Annotated in this window: 22 protein-coding genes; 10 read left to right on the forward strand and 12 right to left on the reverse strand. The window is 67.3% G+C overall.

Annotation, left to right across the window (positions count from 1 at the left end):
* The first annotated feature begins 249 nt into the window (after window positions 1–249).
* A complete protein-coding gene (locus tag ORI27_RS28420; RefSeq protein ID WP_266000485.1) occupies window positions 250–807 on the forward strand; it encodes a nucleotidyltransferase family protein in 558 nt (185 codons plus the stop codon).
* On the opposite strand, the gene ORI27_RS28425 is transcribed toward ORI27_RS28420, so the two are convergent.
* Window positions 791–1,117 (reverse strand): hypothetical protein, encoded by a 327-nt coding sequence (locus ORI27_RS28425; RefSeq protein WP_266000526.1) that lies wholly within the window; start codon window positions 1,115–1,117, stop codon window positions 791–793. The genes ORI27_RS28420 and ORI27_RS28425 overlap by 17 nt on opposite strands.
* Before the next feature lies 1 nt (window position 1,118).
* Complete coding sequence (locus tag ORI27_RS28430) at window positions 1,119–1,472, reverse strand: DUF1707 SHOCT-like domain-containing protein (RefSeq protein WP_266000486.1); 354 nt, start codon at window positions 1,470–1,472, stop codon at window positions 1,119–1,121.
* Between the two features lie 21 nt (window positions 1,473–1,493).
* Between ORI27_RS28430 and ORI27_RS28435 the strand changes: the two genes are divergently transcribed.
* A complete protein-coding gene (locus tag ORI27_RS28435; RefSeq protein WP_266000487.1) occupies window positions 1,494–2,219 on the forward strand; it encodes an SDR family oxidoreductase in 726 nt (241 codons plus the stop codon).
* A gap of 6 nt (window positions 2,220–2,225) precedes the next feature.
* Here the strand turns inward: ORI27_RS28435 and ORI27_RS28440 are convergent, their stop codons facing one another.
* The 6 genes from ORI27_RS28440 to ORI27_RS28465 all read right to left on the reverse strand — a co-directional run bounded on the left by ORI27_RS28440 (window position 2,226) and on the right by ORI27_RS28465 (window position 8,156).
* Window positions 2,226–4,025 (reverse strand): acetyl/propionyl/methylcrotonyl-CoA carboxylase subunit alpha, encoded by a 1,800-nt coding sequence (locus ORI27_RS28440; protein WP_266000489.1) that lies wholly within the window; start codon window positions 4,023–4,025, stop codon window positions 2,226–2,228.
* 114 nt (window positions 4,026–4,139) lie between these two features.
* Window positions 4,140–4,559, reverse strand: a complete 420-nt coding sequence (locus tag ORI27_RS28445; RefSeq protein WP_266000490.1) for a SufE family protein — start codon at window positions 4,557–4,559, stop codon at window positions 4,140–4,142.
* Window positions 4,556–5,458, reverse strand: a complete 903-nt coding sequence (locus tag ORI27_RS28450) for a sulfurtransferase (RefSeq protein WP_266000491.1) — start codon at window positions 5,456–5,458, stop codon at window positions 4,556–4,558. The genes ORI27_RS28445 and ORI27_RS28450 overlap by 4 nt, the downstream gene beginning before the upstream one ends.
* 20 nt (window positions 5,459–5,478) lie before the next feature.
* Window positions 5,479–6,120 carry a Maf family protein gene (locus ORI27_RS28455; RefSeq protein ID WP_266000492.1) on the reverse strand — a complete coding sequence of 214 codons (642 nt, stop codon included), beginning with the start codon at window positions 6,118–6,120 and terminating at the stop codon, window positions 5,479–5,481.
* A 109-nt stretch (window positions 6,121–6,229) separates the two neighbouring features.
* Window positions 6,230–6,508, reverse strand: a complete 279-nt coding sequence (locus ORI27_RS28460; protein WP_266000493.1) for an acyl-CoA carboxylase epsilon subunit — start codon at window positions 6,506–6,508, stop codon at window positions 6,230–6,232.
* Between the two features lie 19 nt (window positions 6,509–6,527).
* Complete coding sequence (locus ORI27_RS28465; RefSeq protein ID WP_266000494.1) at window positions 6,528–8,156, reverse strand: acyl-CoA carboxylase subunit beta; 1,629 nt, start codon at window positions 8,154–8,156, stop codon at window positions 6,528–6,530.
* Between the two features lie 87 nt (window positions 8,157–8,243).
* On the opposite strand from ORI27_RS28465, the gene ORI27_RS28470 reads away from it, so the two are divergent.
* Window positions 8,244–8,762 carry a PH domain-containing protein gene (locus ORI27_RS28470; RefSeq protein ID WP_266000527.1) on the forward strand — a complete coding sequence of 173 codons (519 nt, stop codon included), beginning with the start codon at window positions 8,244–8,246 and terminating at the stop codon, window positions 8,760–8,762.
* On the opposite strand, the gene ORI27_RS28475 is transcribed toward ORI27_RS28470, so the two are convergent.
* A complete protein-coding gene (locus ORI27_RS28475) occupies window positions 8,717–9,367 on the reverse strand; it encodes a GtrA family protein (RefSeq protein ID WP_266000495.1) in 651 nt (216 codons plus the stop codon). The genes ORI27_RS28470 and ORI27_RS28475 overlap by 46 nt on opposite strands.
* A gap of 57 nt (window positions 9,368–9,424) precedes the next feature.
* Here ORI27_RS28475 and ORI27_RS28480 point away from each other — a divergent pair, with 57 nt between their 5' ends.
* The 3 genes from ORI27_RS28480 to ORI27_RS28490 are packed head-to-tail and all read left to right on the forward strand — an operon-like array spanning window position 9,425 to window position 12,347.
* A complete protein-coding gene (locus ORI27_RS28480) occupies window positions 9,425–10,642 on the forward strand; it encodes a 5-(carboxyamino)imidazole ribonucleotide synthase (RefSeq protein WP_266000496.1) in 1,218 nt (405 codons plus the stop codon).
* On the forward strand, window positions 10,635–11,144 hold the full coding sequence (purE, locus tag ORI27_RS28485; RefSeq protein ID WP_266000497.1) for a 5-(carboxyamino)imidazole ribonucleotide mutase: 510 nt from the start codon (window positions 10,635–10,637) through the stop codon (window positions 11,142–11,144). The genes ORI27_RS28480 and purE overlap by 8 nt, the downstream gene beginning before the upstream one ends.
* A 42-nt stretch (window positions 11,145–11,186) precedes the next feature.
* Window positions 11,187–12,347 (forward strand): acyl-CoA dehydrogenase, encoded by a 1,161-nt coding sequence (locus ORI27_RS28490; RefSeq protein WP_266000498.1) that lies wholly within the window; start codon window positions 11,187–11,189, stop codon window positions 12,345–12,347.
* Window position 12,348: 1 nt separating this feature from the next.
* On the opposite strand, the gene ORI27_RS28495 is transcribed toward ORI27_RS28490, so the two are convergent.
* On the reverse strand, window positions 12,349–13,134 hold the full coding sequence (locus ORI27_RS28495; RefSeq protein WP_266000499.1) for a biotin--[acetyl-CoA-carboxylase] ligase: 786 nt from the start codon (window positions 13,132–13,134) through the stop codon (window positions 12,349–12,351).
* A 71-nt stretch (window positions 13,135–13,205) separates the two neighbouring features.
* Here ORI27_RS28495 and ORI27_RS28500 point away from each other — a divergent pair, with 71 nt between their 5' ends.
* Entirely contained in the window at window positions 13,206–13,658 is a 453-nt protein-coding gene (locus tag ORI27_RS28500) for a DUF2834 domain-containing protein (RefSeq protein ID WP_266000500.1), read from the forward strand.
* Between the two features lie 31 nt (window positions 13,659–13,689).
* Here ORI27_RS28500 and ORI27_RS28505 read toward each other — a convergent pair whose 3' ends face one another.
* Together ORI27_RS28505 and ORI27_RS28510 are read right to left on the reverse strand one after the other, a co-directional pair.
* A complete protein-coding gene (locus tag ORI27_RS28505) occupies window positions 13,690–14,400 on the reverse strand; it encodes a TIGR03089 family protein (RefSeq protein ID WP_266000501.1) in 711 nt (236 codons plus the stop codon).
* A complete protein-coding gene (locus tag ORI27_RS28510; RefSeq protein WP_266000528.1) occupies window positions 14,400–15,818 on the reverse strand; it encodes an LCP family protein in 1,419 nt (472 codons plus the stop codon). The genes ORI27_RS28505 and ORI27_RS28510 overlap by 1 nt, the downstream gene beginning before the upstream one ends.
* Window positions 15,819–15,963: 145 nt before the next feature.
* On the opposite strand from ORI27_RS28510, the gene rfbD reads away from it, so the two are divergent.
* Genes rfbD through manB form a run of 3 tightly spaced genes read left to right on the forward strand, consistent with a single transcriptional unit; the run spans window position 15,964 to window position 18,808 of the window.
* Window positions 15,964–16,842 carry a dTDP-4-dehydrorhamnose reductase gene (gene rfbD, locus ORI27_RS28515; protein WP_266000502.1) on the forward strand — a complete coding sequence of 293 codons (879 nt, stop codon included), beginning with the start codon at window positions 15,964–15,966 and terminating at the stop codon, window positions 16,840–16,842.
* Between the two features lie 20 nt (window positions 16,843–16,862).
* Window positions 16,863–17,726 carry a glycosyltransferase family 2 protein gene (locus ORI27_RS28520; RefSeq protein ID WP_407666457.1) on the forward strand — a complete coding sequence of 288 codons (864 nt, stop codon included), beginning with the start codon at window positions 16,863–16,865 and terminating at the stop codon, window positions 17,724–17,726.
* Window positions 17,723–18,808 (forward strand): mannose-1-phosphate guanylyltransferase, encoded by a 1,086-nt coding sequence (manB, locus tag ORI27_RS28525; RefSeq protein WP_266000504.1) that lies wholly within the window; start codon window positions 17,723–17,725, stop codon window positions 18,806–18,808. Before ORI27_RS28520 ends, manB begins: the two co-directional genes overlap by 4 nt.
* The last annotated feature ends 16 nt before the right edge of the window (window positions 18,809–18,824 follow it).

An 18,824-nucleotide genomic window follows, 5' to 3' on the forward strand; every position in this document is an offset into this window, starting at 1 on the left:
CCAACGCCGGTCTTGATCGAATACCTGATTCCGTGATGATCATCCTCGGGAAGGTGCGCCCACTTTCACGCCACCTCGCCGAGCCTCATCCACAGGTATTGATCATTGCTCCTGACAGGGCGGGTTCTCATCATCCTCACACCAACGCGTAACAGCAATTGACGCAGCGGTAGATCGCCGACGGGGTCGGGTGCGTGATCCCGGAGGGGCGCTCTTCGCCCTCCGGTTGTCCCGGTTCACACTGTGTGTATGTCGAAGCGCGACCAGATCGCCGGCATCCTGCTGGCGGCCGGCGCGGGAACGCGGTACGGGATGCCGAAAGTTCTTGCTGCTCAGGGATTATGGCTGCATTCAGCGGTGGCGTCTTTGTCTGACGGTGGTTGTGGCGACGTGGTGGTGGTACTCGGCGCGGCGGTCGTCGACGTTCCCACGCCGGCCCGTGCGGTGATCGCCGAAGATTGGCGACAGGGGATGGGTGCCTCACTGCGGACCGGCTTGGCGGCAGCGGCCGGCGCGGACTACGCCGTAGTGCTCACCATCGACACCCCCGACATCGGCGCCGACGTGGTCGCTCGCGTGCTCCACGGGGCCCGCACATCGCAGTCCGGCGTCGCAAGGGCCACCTATGACGGCCGGCCCGGCCACCCCGTGGTCGTCGCCGGCCGGCACTGGCCGGCGTTGCTGGAAACCCTGCGCGGCGACGAGGGCGCCCGTCGCTTTCTGGCCGGCCGATCCGACGTTCTGGAGGTCGACTGCGCCGATCTGGCTACCGGCGTCGACGTCGATACGCCTACACCGTCAGATTGAGGGCCGCGGCGGCGAACCGGCGTACCGCGGTGGCGGCCATGGCTGCGGCCTCGTCGTGGCCGGGCCTGGCTCGCGTCGCCAGGGTCGCGCGGTCCGGGTCGACCGTGACCTCGGCCAGTAGTTCGCCGGTTGTGGGCTCGCAGACCGCCCAGGAATAGCCGGATTCGGCTGCCCACTGTGCCGTGCGCTTGGTCACGTAGTCCGGGTCGGTCTCGCCGAGCTCAGCCAGGGCGGGACGGTCGTCGATGCGGTCGTCGGCCCGTAATGCGCGCAGATACCAAGTGCCAGCGTTGATTTCGACGGGATCCATCTCAGCGACGGCCATAGAGCAGCATGCCGAGCACCGGCAGAGCCAGCCAGGCCAGCCAGCCGTGCGGCACCAGGATGGTGAACGCCAACGCCACCAGGGGGATGAGCGCCATCACGATGGCCCGCCAGTCGCGGGCGCGTTCGAACCCAGGGGCCGAGGCCCCGCCGGGTTTGGTCGGCAGGTCGGCGAAGACCGGCTCGAGGTCGGCGCGGGTCACCGCTGCGGCGATCGCGGCACTGCGCTCGGAGAATTCGTCGGGGGTCAGCCGGCCCTCGGAGAACTGCCGGCTGAGCAAGTCCATGGCCTGCTCGCGTTCGGCGGTGCCGATCCGAAAGAGCTCTGGGTTATCGCTCACCCATCCATCATGCTGGACGGTGTGCGCCTAGCAGTCTTCGGTGCCAGTGGGCAGATTGGTGCGCAGGTTGTGGACCTGCTGACCGCGGAGGGGCATGACGTGGTGGGTGCGTCGCGCCGAACCGGGGTGGATGTGCTGACCGGGGAGGGCGTGGCCGACGCGCTGTCGGATGCCCATGTGCTGGTCGACGTTCTCAACTCACCCTCCTACGAGGACGAACCGGTGCTGGAGTTCTTCGGCACCGCCACCCGCGTCCTCGTCACGGCCGCCCAGGCTGCCGGGGTGGCGCACTACGTCGCGCTGTCGATCGTCGGGGTGACCCGACTACGGATGAGCGGGTACATGCGCGCCAAGGTGGCGCAGGAAACGTTGATCGAGGCCTCCGGGCTGCCCTACACGATCGTGCGGGCCACCCAGTTCGACGAGTTCGCCGACATGATCGTGACCAGCCTGACCGATGGAGACGTGGTGCGGGTGCCTGACGCGCGGATCCAGCCGATCGCGGCTGCCGAAGTCGCCGCCCACGTGGCGCGGGCGGCCGTCGGATCACCCGCCGGTGTCGTCGAACTCGGCGGACCCGACAAGATCACCTTCGCCGAGCTGGCTCGAGTGGTGCTGGCTCGCCGAGGCGAGCACCGTACCGTCGTCGTCGACCCCGAGGCGACCTATTTCGGCGCCCGGGTGGATGCCGACAGTCTCGTCACCGGTACCGGTGCGGTGTTGGGCTCGAAGCCTTTCGCGCCTTGATCGCCGTTACTTGATCTCGGCCAGGACGGTGCCCTGGGTGATCGCGGCACCGGCCACCACGGCCAACCCGGTGATGACACCATCCTTGTGGGCGGTCACCGGGTTCTCCATCTTCATGGCCTCGAGGACCACTACGAGCTCGCCGACAGCCACCGTCTGCCCTTCTTCGACGGCGACCTTCACCACGGTGCCCTGCATCGGTGCGGTCACGGCGTCACCCGAAGCGGCCGCACCGGCGTGAGCGCCACGCTTGCGCGCCTTCGGCTTCTTGCGGATCGCTCCGGACTCGGCCGGGCCGGAGCCGTTACCCAGCGCCAGGTCACCGGGCAGCGATACCTCGACCCGACGGCCTCCGACCTCGACGACGACCTTCTGGCGCGGCTGGGCTTCTTCCTCGTCGACCGGGCCACCGCCGGTGAACGGCTCGATGGTGTTATTCCATTCGGTCTCGATCCAGCGGGTGTGCACCGTGAATCCGTCACCATCGCCGATGAAGGCCGGGTCGCTGACCACCGCGCGATGGAACGGGATGACGGTGGCCAGACCCTCGACGGTGAACTCATCAAGAGCCCTGCGGGCGCGCTCGAGGGCCTGCTGGCGATTGGCGCCGGTGACGATGAGCTTGGCCAGCATGGAGTCAAACTGGCCGCCGATCACCGAACCGCTCTCCACGCCGGAATCCAGGCGCACGCCCGGGCCGGTCGGCGGCTCGAACTTGTTGACCGGGCCGGGCGCGGGCAGGAAGCCGCGACCGGCGTCCTCGCCGTTGATGCGGAACTCGATCGAGTGACCACGCGGGGCGGGATCCTCGGTGATGTCCAACTTCTCACCGTTGGCGATGCGGAACTGCTCCAGGACCAGGTCGATGCCGGAGGTCTCTTCGGTGACCGGGTGCTCCACCTGCAGACGGGTGTTCACCTCGAGGAACGAGATCAAGCCGTCCTGGCCCACCAGATACTCGACGGTGCCCGCGCCGTGGTAGTGCGCCTCCTTGCAGATGCGCTTGGCCGACTCGTGGATCTCCTTGCGCTGCGCGTCGGTGAGGAACGGTGCCGGCGCCTCCTCGACGAGCTTCTGGAAGCGGCGCTGCAGGGAGCAGTCACGGGTGCCGGCCACCACCACGTTGCCGTGCTGGTCGGCGATCACCTGCGCCTCGACGTGCCGCGGCTTGTCCAGGTAGCGCTCGACGAAGCACTCGCCGCGTCCGAACGCGGCAACCGCCTCACGTGTCGCCGACTCGAACAGCTCAGGGATCTCCTCGATGGTGCGGGCCACCTTCATACCGCGGCCGCCGCCACCGAATGCCGCCTTGATCGCGACCGGCACTCCGTACTCCTTGGCGAACGCCACCACCTCGTCGGCGTCCTTGACCGGGTCGGGGGTGCCGGGGACGAGCGGTGCCTGCGCGCGGGCGGCGATGTGCCGGGCGGTGACCTTGTCACCCAGGTCGCGGATGGACTGCGGGCTCGGTCCGATCCAGATCAGGCCGGCGTCGAGGACGGCCTGGGCGAAGTCGGCGTTCTCCGACAGAAAGCCATAGCCGGGGTGGATGGCGTTGGCCCCGGACTTGGCCGCGGCATCCAGGATCTTGGTGAAGTCCAGGTACGACTCCGCGGACGTCTGCCCGCCCAGCGCGAACGCCTCGTCGGCGAGCCGAACGTGCGGCGCGTCGGCGTCGGGCTCGGCGTAGACCGCCACGCTGGCCAGTCCCGCATCCCGGGCCGCCCGGATCACCCGAACCGCGATTTCACCGCGGTTGGCGACGAGGACCTTGGAGATGGTCTGACTGGGCGTCTGAATGGGCACCGCGCCTCCTGCATAGCGTGACTCTAAGAACGATCTTTAAAAATAGGTTCGCACGGCAGTGTAGGCGGCGCTCGTTCGACACGAACCAGCTGGTGCCCCTACTAATGAGTAAGTTCAGGTTCCGTCGCGCAGGCGGCGCTTGATCCGGGCCAGCATCGCGGACATGCCGCGCAGCCGAAGTGGACTGATCAGCGCCGCCAAACCCAACTCGGAGTAGAAGTCGTCGGGCACGGCCAGGATCTGCGCTTTCGACTGGCCGTCCAACCCGGTCGCCAGGATCGACGCGAAGCCGCGGGTAGTCGGCGCCTCGGCGGGTGCGCTGAAGAACAGCCGGACGTGGTCGGAGTCGGCGGCATCCACATGTAGGAAGAGCGGCGACTGGCACTCCGGCACCGGTTCCATGGCCGCCTCCTCGAGGTCGGCGGGCAGCGCTGGTAGTTCGTCGGCGAACTCCAACAGCAGTTTGAGCTTGTCCTGGCCCTGCACCTCGCCGAAGTCGGAGACGACCTCGGCCAGTGGCGCCGGCATGCTCATACCGAACCTGGCACTGATCCCGGTTCGGCACCGGCGACGATCGGGACGCGGACGGTATTGCCCCACTCCGTCCACGAGCCGTCGTAATTACGTACGCCGGGGATACCCAGCAGATAGGTCAGGACGAACCAGGTGTGGCTGGACCGCTCGCCGATGCGGCAGTAGGCGATGATCGGAGTGTCCGGATCCGCCGTGACGAACGAGTAAACCTGCTCCAGTTCCGTGCGGTTTCGGAACCGGCCGCTGTCGTCGGCGGCCTTGGCCCATGGCACCGACACCGCGGTGGGGATGTGGCCGCCACGCAGCGCTCCCTCTTCGGGGTAGTCGGGCATATGGGTGCGCTCACCGGTGTACTCCTGCGGTGAGCGCACATCGATCAGTGTCGAATGGCCAAGGGAGGCAAGGACATCGTCCTTGTACGCCCGAATTGCGGTGTCGTTGCGCTCGACGACCGGATATCCGGACCCGGTCTTGGTCGGCACGTCGAGCGTGGTGTCGCGGCCGTCGGAGATCCACAGGTCTCGTCCGCCGTTGAGGAGTCGGACATCCTGGTGGCCGAAGAGGGTGAAGACCCACAGCGCGTAGGCGGCCCACCAGTTGCTCTTGTCGCCGTAGATGACGACGGTGTCGTCACGGGCGATACCTTTGCGGTTCATCAGCTCGGCGAACTGGGCGCCGCTGATGTAATCGCGCACGTGGGGATCGTTGAGGTCGGTGTGCCAGTCGATCTTGACCGCACCGGGGATGTGGCCGATGTCGTAGAGCAACACGTCTTCGTCGGACTCGACGATGGCGAGTCCGGGGGTGCCCAGATGCCCAGACAGCCAATCGGCGGTGACCAGGCGTTCCGGGTGGGCGTAGGCCTTCAGGGCGGGACTGGGATCTGCGGGAAGTGGCACGATGATGAGCCTACCGCCGATCAGCGGACCGGATTGGCCGCCCACAGGTCGCCGATCGCCAGCCCGACGTCGCCGAACAGTCGATGCGTGACGGATAGGCCCAGGCCGATCACATTGGACGGATCGCCGTCGATGCCGTCGACGAACCAGCCGCCGAGCCCGTCGAGGGTGAACGCGCCGGCGACCTGTAGCGGCTCGCCGCTGGCCAGATAGGCCGCCAGGTCGACGGGTGTCGGGGTGGAGAAGCGTACCCGGGTGACCGCTGCCGCGCTTGCGGTGTGCACCGCCGCGCCGTGCAGGACTCGGATCACGCAGTGCCCGGTGTGGAGCAGCCCGTCCCGTCCGGCCATCGAATGCCATTGCAGCGCAGCCTGTTCGGGAGTTCCCGGTTTGCCGCTGAGGCGTCCGTCGACGTACAGCATCGAATCACAGCCGATGACAACGCAATCCGCTGCGAGGTCACGGTCCAGGATCTGATGTACCGCGCCGGCCTTGGCCTGCGCCAAAGCGGTGACGACGTCACCGGGCTCGGCCTCCGTTCCCAGGTTCCGGAGGATCGCGTCCTCGTCGACACCCGAAACGACCACCAGGGGATCGATACCGGCGCTGCGCAGCACTCGCAGACGGCCCGACGAGGCCGAGCCCAACACGACCCGAGTCACGTCGTGGCCGTCAGCAACGCATGGTCTTCGCGCAAGCGGCTCATCAGTGGCCCATGGTCTTCGCGCAAGCGGCTCATCAGTGGCCTATGGTCTTCGCGCAAGCGGCTCATCACCGGCGCATGTGCATCCGTTCCAGCAGCGTCACCCGCTGCCAGCTGGAGATCGAGTAGCGCAGCTTGTCCACCGGGTGCCCCCACAGGTTGAGTTCCTGGGGCCCCGGGTGCGGGGCGCCACCGCCGGCCGCGGCCAGCACGGTCACCAGAGCGGCGATGTCGTCGTCGCTCGGGTTGCCCCTCTCGATGCGGATCTCGGGCGTCAGCGGTTCCGGGTTGTCCAGCGTGATATCCCGGGGGTCGCTGAGTTCGGTGATGTCCTCGTGCTTGGTCACAGAAGTCCAATCGTTGCACTCACAGCGGAATGTTCCCGTGCTTCTTCGGCGGCACCTGGGCGATCTTGCGTTCCAGCAACCGCAACGCCGTCGAGATGTAACCGCGGGTGTGCGACGGCGGGATCACCGCATCGACGTAACCGCGCTCGGCCGCGATGTACGGGTTGACCAGCGTGTCCTCGTAATCCTGCTGCAACTCCAGCCGCAGGGCGTCGACGTCCTTGCCGTCGGCGGCCGCCTGCTTGAGCTGTGAGCGGTAGACGAATCCGACCGCACCCGAGGCGCCCATGACCGCGATCTGGGCGGTCGGCCAGGCCACGTTGACGTCGCAGCCCATGTCCTTGGAACCCATGACGCAGTAGGCGCCGCCGTAAGCCTTGCGGGTGATGACGGTGATCTTGGCGACGGTGGCCTCACCGTAGGCGTACAGCAGCTTCGCGCCGCGCCGGATGATGCCGTTGTACTCCTGATCGGTGCCCGGCAGGAAGCCCGGCACGTCGACCAGCATCACGATCGGAATGTTGAAGCAATCGCACGTCCGGACGAACCGGGCGGCCTTCTCCGAGGCGTTGATGTCCAGGCAACCGGCAAACTGGGTGGGCTGATTGGCCACGATCCCGACTGGGCGGCCGTCGATGCGGCCGAAACCGACGACGATGTTTTGCGCGTATCCCGACTGGATTTCCAGAAATTCGTCGTCGTCGAGGATGCGGGTGATCACCTCGTGCATGTCATACGGCTGGTTCGGCGAATCCGGGATCAGGGTGTCGAGCTCGAGGTCTTCGTCGGTGAGGTTGTCCTCGATGGCGCCGGGGTGCGGCGGCGCGGGGTAGCGCGGCGGCTCGGCGTAGTTGTTCGGGGGCAGGTAGCTGAGCAGGTCGCGGACGTAGTCCAGGGCATCCTGTTCGCCGGATGCGACGTAGTGCACCGTGCCGGACTTGGCCATGTGCGTGTGGGCGCCGCCCAACTCCTCCATGGTGACGTCCTCGCCGGTCACCGTCTTGATGACATCGGGGCCGGTGATGAACATCTGGCTGGTCTGGTCGACCATGATGACGAAGTCGGTCAGCGCCGGGGAGTAGACGTGGCCGCCGGCCGCGGCGCCCATGATCAGCGAGATCTGCGGGATCACGCCGGAGGCCTTGATGTTGTTGTGGAAGATCCGGCTGTAGAGACCGAGCGAGACCACGCCCTCCTGGATCCGGGCGCCCGCACCGTCGTTGATGCCGATCAGCGGGCGGCCGGTCGTGATTGCCAGCTCTTGGACCTTGACGATCTTCTCGCCGTAGACCTCGCCGAGGCTGCCGCCGAACACCGTCGCGTCCTGGCTGAAGATGCAGACCTCGCGGCCGTCGATGGTGCCGTAGCCGGTCACCACGCCGTCGCCGACCGGGCGGTTCTCGGCCAGCCCGAAGTTGGTGCTGCGGTGCCGGGCCAGTGCGTCGAGTTCGACGAACGAGCCCTCGTCGAGCAGCGCCAGGATGCGTTCGCGAGCGGTCAGCTTGCCCTTCGCGTGCACCTTCTCGACAGCGGTCTCGCCGACCGGATGCAACGCCTCCTTGGCCCGCTGGCGCAGGTCGGCCAGCTTGCCTGCAGTGGTGTGAATGTCGATCGTGTGCTCGGCGGCCGGTTCCTTAACGCTCGTCATGGGTGACGATGGTATCGGCAACCTTAAGGAGGCGCTAAGGGCACCACGTGTCTTGCCTTCACGCGTTTTGTGCATTAGTAGATGACCATGGGTTATCCCGAGAACGTGCTTGCCGAGGGCGAGCAGGTCGTCCTGCACCGCCACCCGCACTGGAAGCGACTGGTCGGCCCGGTCCTGGTGCTGCTGGTGACGACCATCGTGGCGTCGTTCGTGGCCGCGCTCGTCAACAACACCAGCTGGGACCCCACCGCCAAGAGGGTCCTCTTCGGTGTCATCGCGGCGATCTGGCTGATCCTGGTCGGCTGGCTGACGTTGTGGCGTTTCTTCAATTGGCTCACAACGCATTTCGTGATCACCGATCGGCGGGTGATGTTCCGCCACGGGCTGCTGACCCGGTCAGGTATCGATATCCCGTTGGCGCGCGTCAACAGTGTGGAGTTCCGGCACGGCCTGCTCGATCGCATGCTGCGGACCGGCACACTGGTCATCGAGTCAGCGAGCCAGGATCCCCTTGAGTTCTACGACATTCCCGGCGTGGAGCGGGTGCATTCACTGCTGTATCACGAAGTTTTCGACACCCTGGGCTCCGAAGAGTCACCCAGCTGACGCGCTATCCGGCGACGGCGCAGTGGGGTGACCGTGCCGCCGGCCTCGTACTCGTCCTCCAGCGCCTCGACGAAGCCGCCGCCGGTGAGCGTGGATTCCAGCGCCTTGTCGTGGCTGGGCCCGAACTCGTCGGGGAACACCCACCGCCGGAACGCCCAGAACCGAAACGCCATCTGCAACAGGTTGCCCAGGATGTAGGCGGCGACGAAGTCGGCGATGTTCTCGATGGTCAGTGATACGTGCGGTACGCGCAGTTCCAGCACATAGCTGGAGAACCACAGCGGGGCCATGCTCAGCAACACACCGACGCCGCTGACCGCGAAGAACAGCAGCGCTTCGTGGTGACGTTCGCGGCCTCCGCGGTTGCGGAAGCTCCACTCCCGGTTCAGCACGTAGGACGCGATGACGGCGACGATGCCGGCGATCACCTTGGCGGTGACCGGCTTCGGCTCGAGGATCGTCAGCTTCAGCGTGTAGAAGATCGCAGAGTCGATGACGAACGTCGTCGCACCGACGATCGCGAACTTGATGAGTTCGTGATGCCGCTCGGCGAAGGGCCGGATCGGTCGGGGCAGCCGAGCGATCGTGGCATCTGCGAAAGACACAAGGAGAAAGTCTACGGAAGTCACCGCAGGTGTGCGTACTCGCGCAGGTCTGACACCATGATGGCCGTGTCGAAGCGCCCCACACCTCCCATCGTCGCCATGGTCGGCGGCGGGCAGCTGGCCAGGATGACCCATCAGGCGGCGATCGCGCTGGGGCAGAGCCTGCGGGTGCTGGCGGTCAGCCCCGACGATCCGGCCGCCCAGGTGTCTCCCGACGTGGTGATCGGCGCCCACACCGACCTCGAAGTGCTGCGAACGGCCGCCACCGGCGCCGCCGCGCTGACGTTCGATCACGAGCACGTGCCGACCGCGCTGCTCGACACCCTGGTCGGTGAAGGGGTGAAGGTGTACCCGCCGCCCGAGGCGCTGGTGCACGCCCAGGACAAGCTGGTGATGCGGCGCAAACTGGAGCAACTCGGCGCGCCGATCCCGCGGTTCACCACCGTGACCAGCGTCGACGATGTCGACGCCTTCGCCGCTGCCGTCAGCGGCCCGGTCGTGGTCAAGACCGTGCGGGGCGGCTATGACGGTCGCGGTGTGGTGCTCACCCGGGACCTGGCGCACGCCCGCGAGGTGGTCGCAAGCTATTTGGCCGACAACGTGGCGGTGCTGCTCGAGGAGCGGGTGTCGACGCGCCGCGAGCTCTCGGCGCTGGTCGCGCGTTCACCGTTCGGTCAGGGCGCGGCCTGGCCGATCGTGGAGACGGTGCAGCGCGACGGCATCTGCGTCACCGTCCTGGCACCCGCACCGGGGCTTTCCGAGGATCTGGCCGGTGCCGCCGAGCAGCTTGGCCTGCGGCTGGCCGCCGACCTCGGGGTGGTCGGCGTACTGGCCGTCGAGCTGTTCGAGACGACCGAGGGCGCGCTGCTGGTCAACGAGCTGGCCATGCGGCCGCACAATTCCGGGCACTGGACCATGGACGGCGCGGTGACCAGCCAGTTCGAACAACATCTGCGTGCCGTTCTGGACTACCCGCTGGGCGATACCCGGCCGATCGCGCCGGTGACGGTGATGGCCAATGTGCTGGGCGCGCCGCAGACCCCCGTGATGGGTCTGGACGAGCGGCTGCACCACCTTTTCGGCCGGATTCCGGAGGCGAAGGTCCACCTGTACGGCAAGGCCGAACGCCCGGGGCGCAAGGTGGGTCACGTCAATATCGTCGGCACCGCGGACTGCGACGTGAATCGTGTTCGTGAACGTGCCGAACGGGCGGCACACTGGTTGTCGCACGCAGAGTGGACCGACGGATGGGACGGGCACAGCGCCGATGACTGAAAACGGGCCGCGGGTCGGCTTGATCATGGGCTCCGACAGCGACTGGCCGGTGATGGAGGCTGCGGCCGAGGCGTTGGCCGAGTTCGAGGTGCCCTTCGAGGTCGGCGTCGTGTCCGCGCATCGCACACCCGGGCGCATGCTCGACTACGCGCGCGGCGCGGCCGCCCGTGGCATCCAGGTGATCATCGCCGGGGCGGGCGGCGCCGCCCACCTGCCCGGGATGGTGGCCTCGGCCACCCCGCTCCCGGTGATCGGAGTTCCGGTGCCGCTGGCCAAGCTGGACGGGCTGGACTCGCTGCTGTCGATCGTGCAGATGCCGGCCGGTGTGCCGGTGGCCACGGTCTCGATCGGCGGCGCCCGCAATGCCGGGTTGCTGGCCGTGCGCATCCTCGCGGCCTCCGACAAGGCGCTGCACAAGCGCATGGAGAGCTTTCAGAATGATCTGGAAGCCCAGGTGCTGGAGAAGGATCGGGCGCTGCGGGAGCGATTACTCGGTGAGTGAAGACCCGAGTAAGGTTCCCAACCAAGTAGTTAGGAGGCTGTGATGGCGGGAAATCCGGATTTCGATGTGTTCAAGTTGCCCGAGGAACACGACGAGCTGCGGGCGGCGATTCGGGCGTTGGCCGAAAAAGAGATCGCCCCATTTGCGGCCGACTGCGACGAGAACTCGCGTTTCCCGCAGGAAGCGCTGGATGCGCTGAATGCCTCGGGGTTCAACGCGGTCCACGTGCCCGAGGAGTACGGCGGGCAGGGCGCGGATTCGGTGGCCGCGTGCATCGTCATCGAGGAGGTCGCGCGGGTCGACGCGTCGGCATCCCTGATTCCCGCCGTGAACAAGCTCGGCACGATGGGCCTGATCCTGCGCGGGTCGGACGAGCTCAAGAAGAAGGTGCTGCCCTCGATCGCTTCCGGTGAGGCGATGGCGTCGTACGCGCTCTCCGAGCGGGAGGCCGGCAGCGACGCGGCGTCGATGCGGACCCGGGCCAAGGCCGACGGCGACGACTGGATCCTCAACGGCGCCAAGGCGTGGATCACCAACGGCGGCAAGTCGACCTGGTACACGGTGATGGCGGTGACCGATCCGGACAAGGGCGCCAACGGCATTTCGGCGTTCGTGGTGCACCTCGATGACGAGGGCTTCACGATCGGGCCGAAGGAACGCAAGCTCGGCATCAAGGGCTCGCCGACCACCGAGCTCTACTTCGAGAACTGCCGCATCCCGGGAGACCGGATGATCGGCGACCCGGGCACCGGGTTCAAGACGGCGCTGGCCACCCTGGATCACACCCGGCCGACCATCGGCGCGCAGGCCGTCGGTATCGCGCAGGGCGCACTGGACGCGGCGATCGCATACACCAAGGACCGCAAGCAGTTCGGCCGTCCGGTCGCCGACAACCAGGGTGTGCAGTTCATGCTCGCCGACATGGCGATGAAGGTCGAAGCGGCCCGCCTGATGGTGTACTCGGCGGCCGCTCGAGCCGAGCGCGGTGAACCCAACCTCGGGTTCATCTCGGCGGCCTCGAAGTGCTTTGCCTCCGATGTCGCCATGGAGGTGACCACCGACGCCGTGCAGTTGTTCGGTGGTGCGGGCTACACCGTGGACTTCCCGGTGGAGCGAATGATGCGCGACGCCAAGATCACTCAGATCTACGAAGGCACAAACCAGATCCAGCGGGTCGTGATGTCCCGCGCTCTGCTGAAGTGAGCTAGTCGGCCGGTCTCAGGTGGGTGATGTCACCCGCCGAGACCGTCTCGACCCCGCTGCCGGCGTCGATGGCAAGTCTTCCCATGTCATCGATATCGACTGCGACACCGATGATTTCACGATTGCCGGGCAGGACGGCCCGCACCCGGCTGCCCAGGGTGAGGCTGTGACGGCGGTAGTCGTCGATCAGCGTCGGGTCGGGTCCTTTCGCGGTCTGCCACCGTCCGATGCGGGCGGTCAGCTCGCGCAGGATCGTCCCGAGCAGGACATCGCGGTCCAGCATCGCCGCACCCAGCATCTGTAGCGAGGTGGCCCTGGGGTCCGGCGCCTCCTCGGCGGTCATGGTGACGTTGAGCCCGAGGCCCACCACGATGACCGGATCGGGCGCGGCGACCTCGGCCAGGATGCCGGCCAGCTTTCCGGTGCCCACCAGAATGTCGTTGGGCCACTTCACCCCGGCCTCGATGCCGGTGGTCTGCCGGACGGCGTCGACCAATGCCACACCGGTCAGCAGCGGCAGCCATCCCCACCCCTGCGATGGAACTCCGTCGGCGTCGACACCGATCGACAGGGCGATCTGCGAGCGTGGCGGCGCCGACCAGCTGCGCCCATTGCGGCCGCGACCCGCGTTCTGGTGTTCGGCGAGCAGTACGGCACCGCGGATGTCCTCGCCCGCGGCGTGCCGGGCCAGCAGGTCGGCATTGGTCGAGCCAGTCGTCTCGACCACGTCGAGGCGCCGCACCGGAAGATCGGGCAACGACGTGGGGTTCAACGGGACGCGGCTCATCCTGGGAAGCCTAGTGATCGACTGGCCGCATTCCGCTCCGCCACAGCTTCACCGCCCTCTAGCGTCAGGCGATGACAACAGCTGAGCAATCCACACCGATGCCACGGAGCAGCAAGATCCTCTGCGGGGTCTATGGTGCCATCGCCGTCGCCGCACTCATTGCGACGTGGAGCCAGAACCTGGCCTATCTCGACAGCCCGGCCCGATTCCTGCTCGACTTTCTGAACGACTCCAAAGTCACCCCGGCATCGCGATCGCTGACAGTCGACATTCTGTTGTTCCTGTTGTCTGCCGTGATCCTGATGGTGATCGAGGCGCGCAAGCATGACGTCAGATTTGTCTGGCTCTATGTCCTGGGTGGATTCGCCATCGCGATCAGCGTCACGTTCCCCCTGTTTCTCATCGCCCGCGAATTGCGCATCGGGGCATCCGATGAGCCCCGCCTTCATGCGACGGACACCATCCTGTTGGCCGTCGTCGCCGTGGTCGTCGCGGCGGCGACCATCTGGGTGGAGATGGGGTGATCGGCACGCAGTCGCCGACGGTCGGCACCGCTCAGGCCAGATCTCGGGTGACCTTCTCTGCCGTCCGGCGTCGATCCAGAAGATCCGGATCGGGATTGGATACCTGAACCAATGAGGCGCCGGCGGCGAACACCGCCAGCAGGTTGGCGATGATTCCGCCCGGGGTCGACCACGACAACGACGACATCACCCGGTCACCGGCGTTCAGTCCGAGGTCGGCGACCGATGCCGCGGTAGCGGCCAGCACGTCATCGACCGACCGGCCGTCGAGTGCCGGTCCCGGTCGTGGCTCGGCGGTGTACTGGTCGCCGTGCACCCGCACCGCGGTCGCGTAGTCGGTGACGCCGATGGGCAGATCGGGTGCGGGTTTGCCGAACGGATCCAGTGACAGCACGGCGACCTCGCCGCCGGCCACCATCTCGTCGGCCTCGTCCAGCCGCTCCGATGTGCAGAGCGCGATGTCGGCCGACCCGGAGAGCGTCACCTCGGCGCCGATCCACCACACCCCGAGCAGTACCGCCGCCGTCTGCCAGTGCGCGGGCAACAGCACCGCCACCCGGGTGCCCGGCCCGGCGCCGAGTTCGTCGCGTAACAGATTGGCGGTCTTGGCCGCCCAGTTGACCAGTGTCACCGTCGACACCTCGATGCGCTCACCCGTCGCGTCGTCGTAGTAGGTGATCCGCGGGCCCATCGGGTCGGCCTTCAGCAGCGGATCCAGCACCGCCGCAGTCAAATTGGTCATCAGTTGACGCATTTGGGGTCGTCAGACCCCGCGGTGATGATGGGCGACGGCGGGGGAGGTACGCCGTCCCCGGCCTGACCGGCCGCCTGGCTGACCGTCGCCGACGTCGGTAGCGACCCGTCCAAGCCCGACCCCGGTCCGGTGTAATCGCTGGACAGCACCACCCGCACGGTCCCCGCCGGAATCGAGCCGTCGGCCACCACCGGGAGTCCGCCGAGTTCCTTGGCGACGGCCTGGGCGCCGAGATCGTCCTCGGTAGCGGCCTGCACCTGGCTGCGGATCACATGATCCTTGTCGTTGTTGCCGATATCGCCGGCGGTAAAGCCCTTGGTGCTCAGTACTTCTGAGACCGAGGCGGCCAGACCGTTGATGTCGGTGTCGTTGACCACGTCGGTCTTGGTCTGTTCCGGCGAGTAGGCGATCTTCTCGGTTTTGCCCTCGGCCTGATCATGCAGCAGGCTGGCCACCCATTCCTGTACCTGAGTGGGATCCACGCGGACCACCGACTGCATGCCGTCGTCGCTCCAACCCGCCTCGTCGAGCACCGGGATGGTCGCGAATGCGACGTTCCCGCCGGCGAGGTGTTCGAGCTGCTTGATGAAATCCATGATGTCCCAGCCCGAGGAGATCACCACCGATCGCTGAATCGCGTCCTGCAGCCGGTTCATCGTGGAGGGGCTGGTGAGGGTTTTGCCCGAAAGCACTTGGTGGGCCAGTGAAGCCATCACCACCTGCTGGCGGACAACCCGGTCGAGGTCGCCACGCGGCAGGTCATGGCGTTGGCGGACAAAGCTCAGCGCCTGCGGGCCGTTCAGCTTCTGCCAGCCGGCCGGGAAATCGGCACCGGAAAGAGGTTCGTAGACGGCATCTTTGAGGCAGACGTCGACACCGCCGAGCGCATCGGTGATCAGCGAGAAGCCGAGCAGGCCGATCTCGGCGTAGTGGTCCACCGTGACCCCGGTCAGGTCGGCGACGGTCTCGATGAGCGCCTCCCTACCGGCCTCGGTGGCTTTGGGTTCGGCCTCGGCGGGATCCATGCCCTGCTGCTCGACCAGCTGCTTCATCTTCTCCAGCTTCACCTGGCCGTAGACGCCGTTGATCTTCGTCTTGTCCAGACCGGGTGCCTTGACGTAGGAGTCGCGGGGGATCGAAATCGCTGTCGCCGACTTCCCGTTGTTGGGGATGCGGATCAGGATGATCGTGTCGGTGTTCGTCGACACGTCGTCGCCGGCGTGTAGTTCCGCGAGCTCCTCTTCGGACAGCGGGTTGCCGTGCGCATCGGTACGGCTGTCCATGCCGACCAACAGGATGTCGATCGCGCCGTCCTGCCCGCCGCCGCCGAGCGCCGCGGTGCTCATGTGGAAGATGCCGTCCTCGAACGAGCGGATCTTGCCCCACGCGACACCGGTGCCGACCATCACCACCACGGCGATCAACGCGAGCACCGTACGGGCCACCCGCTGGGCGCCCGTCAGTGCTTCGGTCTCAGCAGGCATCAGCCCAGGCTACTGGCGAGATGGGCGCAATCCGGGTAGCCCAAACCGGCGTGCCAGACTCGTTATCGTGGCGGCGAGGATCGTGATTACGGGTGCCGGTGGCCAGGTTGGACGGTTTCTCGCAGGTGAGGCGGTCCGCCGGGCCCGGGAGTTCAGCGCGCTGACACATCAGCAGTGGGACATCGCCGACCCGGCCGCGGCCGGGCGGTTCGTCGCTGAAGGAGACCTGGTGGTCAATTGCGCGGCGATCGCCAACGTCGACGCCGCCGAGGCCGACCCCGATACCGCCTACGCCGTCAACGCCACCGGGGCCGAGAACGTCGCGCACGCGTGCGCCCGGGTCGGTGCGGAGCTGGTGCACATCTCCACCGACTACGTCTTCGATGGTGCGCAACGGCACCCGTACGAGGTTGGGGACGAGGCGGCTCCGCTGGGGGTCTACGGGCGAAGCAAGCTCGCCGGTGAGCTCGCGGTGCTGGCCGCGATGCCCGACGCTCACATCGTGCGCACCTCCTGGGTGTACACCGGAGCAGCCGGCAACGACGTCGTGGCCGTGCTGCGCCGACTCGCCGACACTGACCGCACCGTCGATGCCGTCGATGATCAGACCGGGTCGCCGACATACGTCAAAGACCTGGTTGACGCGCTGCTCGAGATCGGCGACGGGCGCATCCGGGGACCGGTCCTGCATGTCGTCAACGAGGGTGCGTGCACCCGCTACGAGCAGGCGCGGGCGGTGTTCGAGCTGCTCGGCGCCGACCCGCAACGGATCCGGCCGGTCAGTGCCGCGCGGTCGTCCCGCCGAGCACCGCGCCCGGCGTATTCGGCGCTGTCCATGGTGATGTCGGTGCGGGCCGGCGTCCGCCCGTTGCGGCCCTGGCGCGCGGCGTTGGCCGAGGCGCTTGCTCAACCCGTCGACGACCGACAGTTACCCTCTACGCCGTGACGTCGAGCCGCCCCCTGACCGTGGTCACGGTGACGTACTCGCCGGGTTCTCACCTGGACCGCTTCCTGTCGTCGTTGACGGTGGCGACCGACCGCCCGCTGACCGTGGTGCTGGCCGACAACGGTTCCACCGACGGATCGCCCGAAGCGGCAGTGGAACGTTATCCCGGCACCCGGCTGGTGCGAACCGGTGGAAATCTCGGCTACGGCAGTGCGGTGAACCGCGGCGTCGCCACCGCACCGGACGACGACGAGTTCGTGATCGTGGCCAACCCCGACGTGGTGTGGGGTCCGAACAGCATTGACGAGTTGCTCGAGGCCGCCGGGCGCTGGCCCCACGCCGGGACGCTGGGGCCGCTGATCCGCGACCCCGACGGTTCGGTCTACCCGTCGGCGCGTCATCTGCCCAGCCTGGTCCGCGGCGGTATGCACGCCGTGGTCGGCTTCGTCTGGAAAAACAACCCGTGGACACGCGCCTACCGGCAGGAGTACCTGGAACCCACCGAGCGGCCGGTGGGCTGGTTGTCGGGATCCTGCCTGCTGGTCCGCCGCGCGGCATTCGGCGCGGTCGGCGGGTTCGACGAGCGCTACTTCATGTATATGGAAGACGTCGACCTGGGCGACCGGCTGGGCGCAGCGGGCTGGCTCAACGTGTATGTGCCGTCTGCGGAGATTCTGCACGACAAGGGCCACTCGACCGGCCGCGATCCGGCGACCAACCTGCGCGCACATCACGAAAGCACCTACATTTATCTATCTGATCGCCATTTTGGCTGGTGGCGGGCGCCACTGCGATGGACGATGAGGAGCGCGCTGAAGGTTCGATCGCGCGCGGCGGTACGTAAGTCCCGGCGGGAGCTGGCGAGAAAATTGGGGGCCCAGTGAGCGAAGTTGATCCCTCGAAGGTCGACGCGGTGGTGCTTGTCGGCGGGAAGGGCACCCGGCTGAGGCCGTTGACGTTGTCGGCCGCCAAGCCGATGCTGCCCACCGCTGGCCTGCCGTTCCTGACCCATCTGTTGTCCCGCATCGCGGCGGCCGGAATCGAGCACGTGATCCTCGGCACCTCGTACCAGGCGGCCACCTTCGAGTCCGAGTTCGGCGACGGGTCCAAGCTCGGCCTGCAGATCGAATACGTCACTGAGGAACACCCGTTGGGCACCGGCGGCGGGATCGCCAACGTGGTGCCCAAGCTGCGCAACGACACCGTCATGGTGTTCAACGGTGACGTGCTGTCCGGGATGGACCTGAGACAGATGCTGGCCAGCCACTACGCGTCGCAGGCTGATCTGACTCTGCATCTGGTCCGGGTCAGCGACCCGCGGGCGTTCGGCTGCGTGCCCACCGACGCCGACGGCAACGTGCTGGCGTTCCTGGAAAAGACCGAGGACCCGCCGTCCGACCAGATCAACGCCGGTACTTACATCTTCAAGCGCGAGATCGTCGACCACATCCCCCGTGGGCGCGAGGTGTCGGTCGAGCGGGAGGTCTTCCCCGCGCTGTTGGCGGACGGAGTCAAGGTGTGCGGCTACGTCGACTCCAGCTATTGGCGCGACATGGGCACGCCGGAGGACTTCGTCCGGGGGTCGGCCGACTTGGTCCGCGGCTTGGCTCCCTCGCCGGCGCTCGGCGGGCGGCGCGGGGAGAGCCTCGTGCATGACGGGGCGTCGGTGTCGCCGGGGGCGGTGCTGATCGGCGGGACGGTGGTGGGCCGCGGTGCCGAGATCGGGCCGGGGGTGCGCCTGGACGGCGCGGTCATCTTCGACGGGGCACGTATCGAGGCGGGTTCGGTGGTGGAGCGATCGATCATCGGCTTCGGCGCCCGGATCGGGCCGCGCGCGCTGGTCCGTGACGGCATCATCGGCGACGGCGCCGACGTCGGGGCGCGTTGCGAACTGTTGCGGGGTGCGCGGGTGTGGCCGGGAGTCATGATCCCCGACTGCGGCATCCGCTACTCGTCCGATATCTAGCAGTGCCCCGAGTGGC

It is taken from the genome of Mycobacterium pinniadriaticum (assembly GCF_026242045.1).
GTDB classification, from domain to species: Bacteria; Actinomycetota; Actinomycetes; order Mycobacteriales; family Mycobacteriaceae; genus Mycobacterium; species Mycobacterium pinniadriaticum.

Bases quoted from the DNA above. Each gene is read 5' to 3' on its own strand.
- ORI27_RS28510 (WP_266000528.1), bottom strand. From the start codon at position 15,818: ATGGTCGGCACCGGTGTCGCGTGGGGCAAGATCCGCTCGTTCGAGGAC.
- ORI27_RS28445 (WP_266000490.1), bottom strand. From the start codon at position 4,559: ATGAGCATGCCGGCGCCACTGGCCGAGGTCGTCTCCGACTTCGGCGAG.
- purE (WP_266000497.1), top strand. From the start codon at position 10,635: ATGACTGAAAACGGGCCGCGGGTCGGCTTGATCATGGGCTCCGACAGC.
- ORI27_RS28420 (WP_266000485.1), top strand. From the start codon at position 250: ATGTCGAAGCGCGACCAGATCGCCGGCATCCTGCTGGCGGCCGGCGCG.
- ORI27_RS28470 (WP_266000527.1), top strand. From the start codon at position 8,244: ATGGGTTATCCCGAGAACGTGCTTGCCGAGGGCGAGCAGGTCGTCCTG.
- ORI27_RS28465 (WP_266000494.1), bottom strand. From the start codon at position 8,156: ATGACGAGCGTTAAGGAACCGGCCGCCGAGCACACGATCGACATTCAC.
- ORI27_RS28490 (WP_266000498.1), top strand. From the start codon at position 11,187: ATGGCGGGAAATCCGGATTTCGATGTGTTCAAGTTGCCCGAGGAACAC.
- ORI27_RS28500 (WP_266000500.1), top strand. From the start codon at position 13,206: ATGACAACAGCTGAGCAATCCACACCGATGCCACGGAGCAGCAAGATC.
- ORI27_RS28425 (WP_266000526.1), bottom strand. From the start codon at position 1,117: ATGGATCCCGTCGAAATCAACGCTGGCACTTGGTATCTGCGCGCATTA.
- ORI27_RS28495 (WP_266000499.1), bottom strand. From the start codon at position 13,134: ATGAGCCGCGTCCCGTTGAACCCCACGTCGTTGCCCGATCTTCCGGTG.
- ORI27_RS28480 (WP_266000496.1), top strand. From the start codon at position 9,425: ATGATGGCCGTGTCGAAGCGCCCCACACCTCCCATCGTCGCCATGGTC.
- ORI27_RS28505 (WP_266000501.1), bottom strand. From the start codon at position 14,400: ATGACCAATTTGACTGCGGCGGTGCTGGATCCGCTGCTGAAGGCCGAC.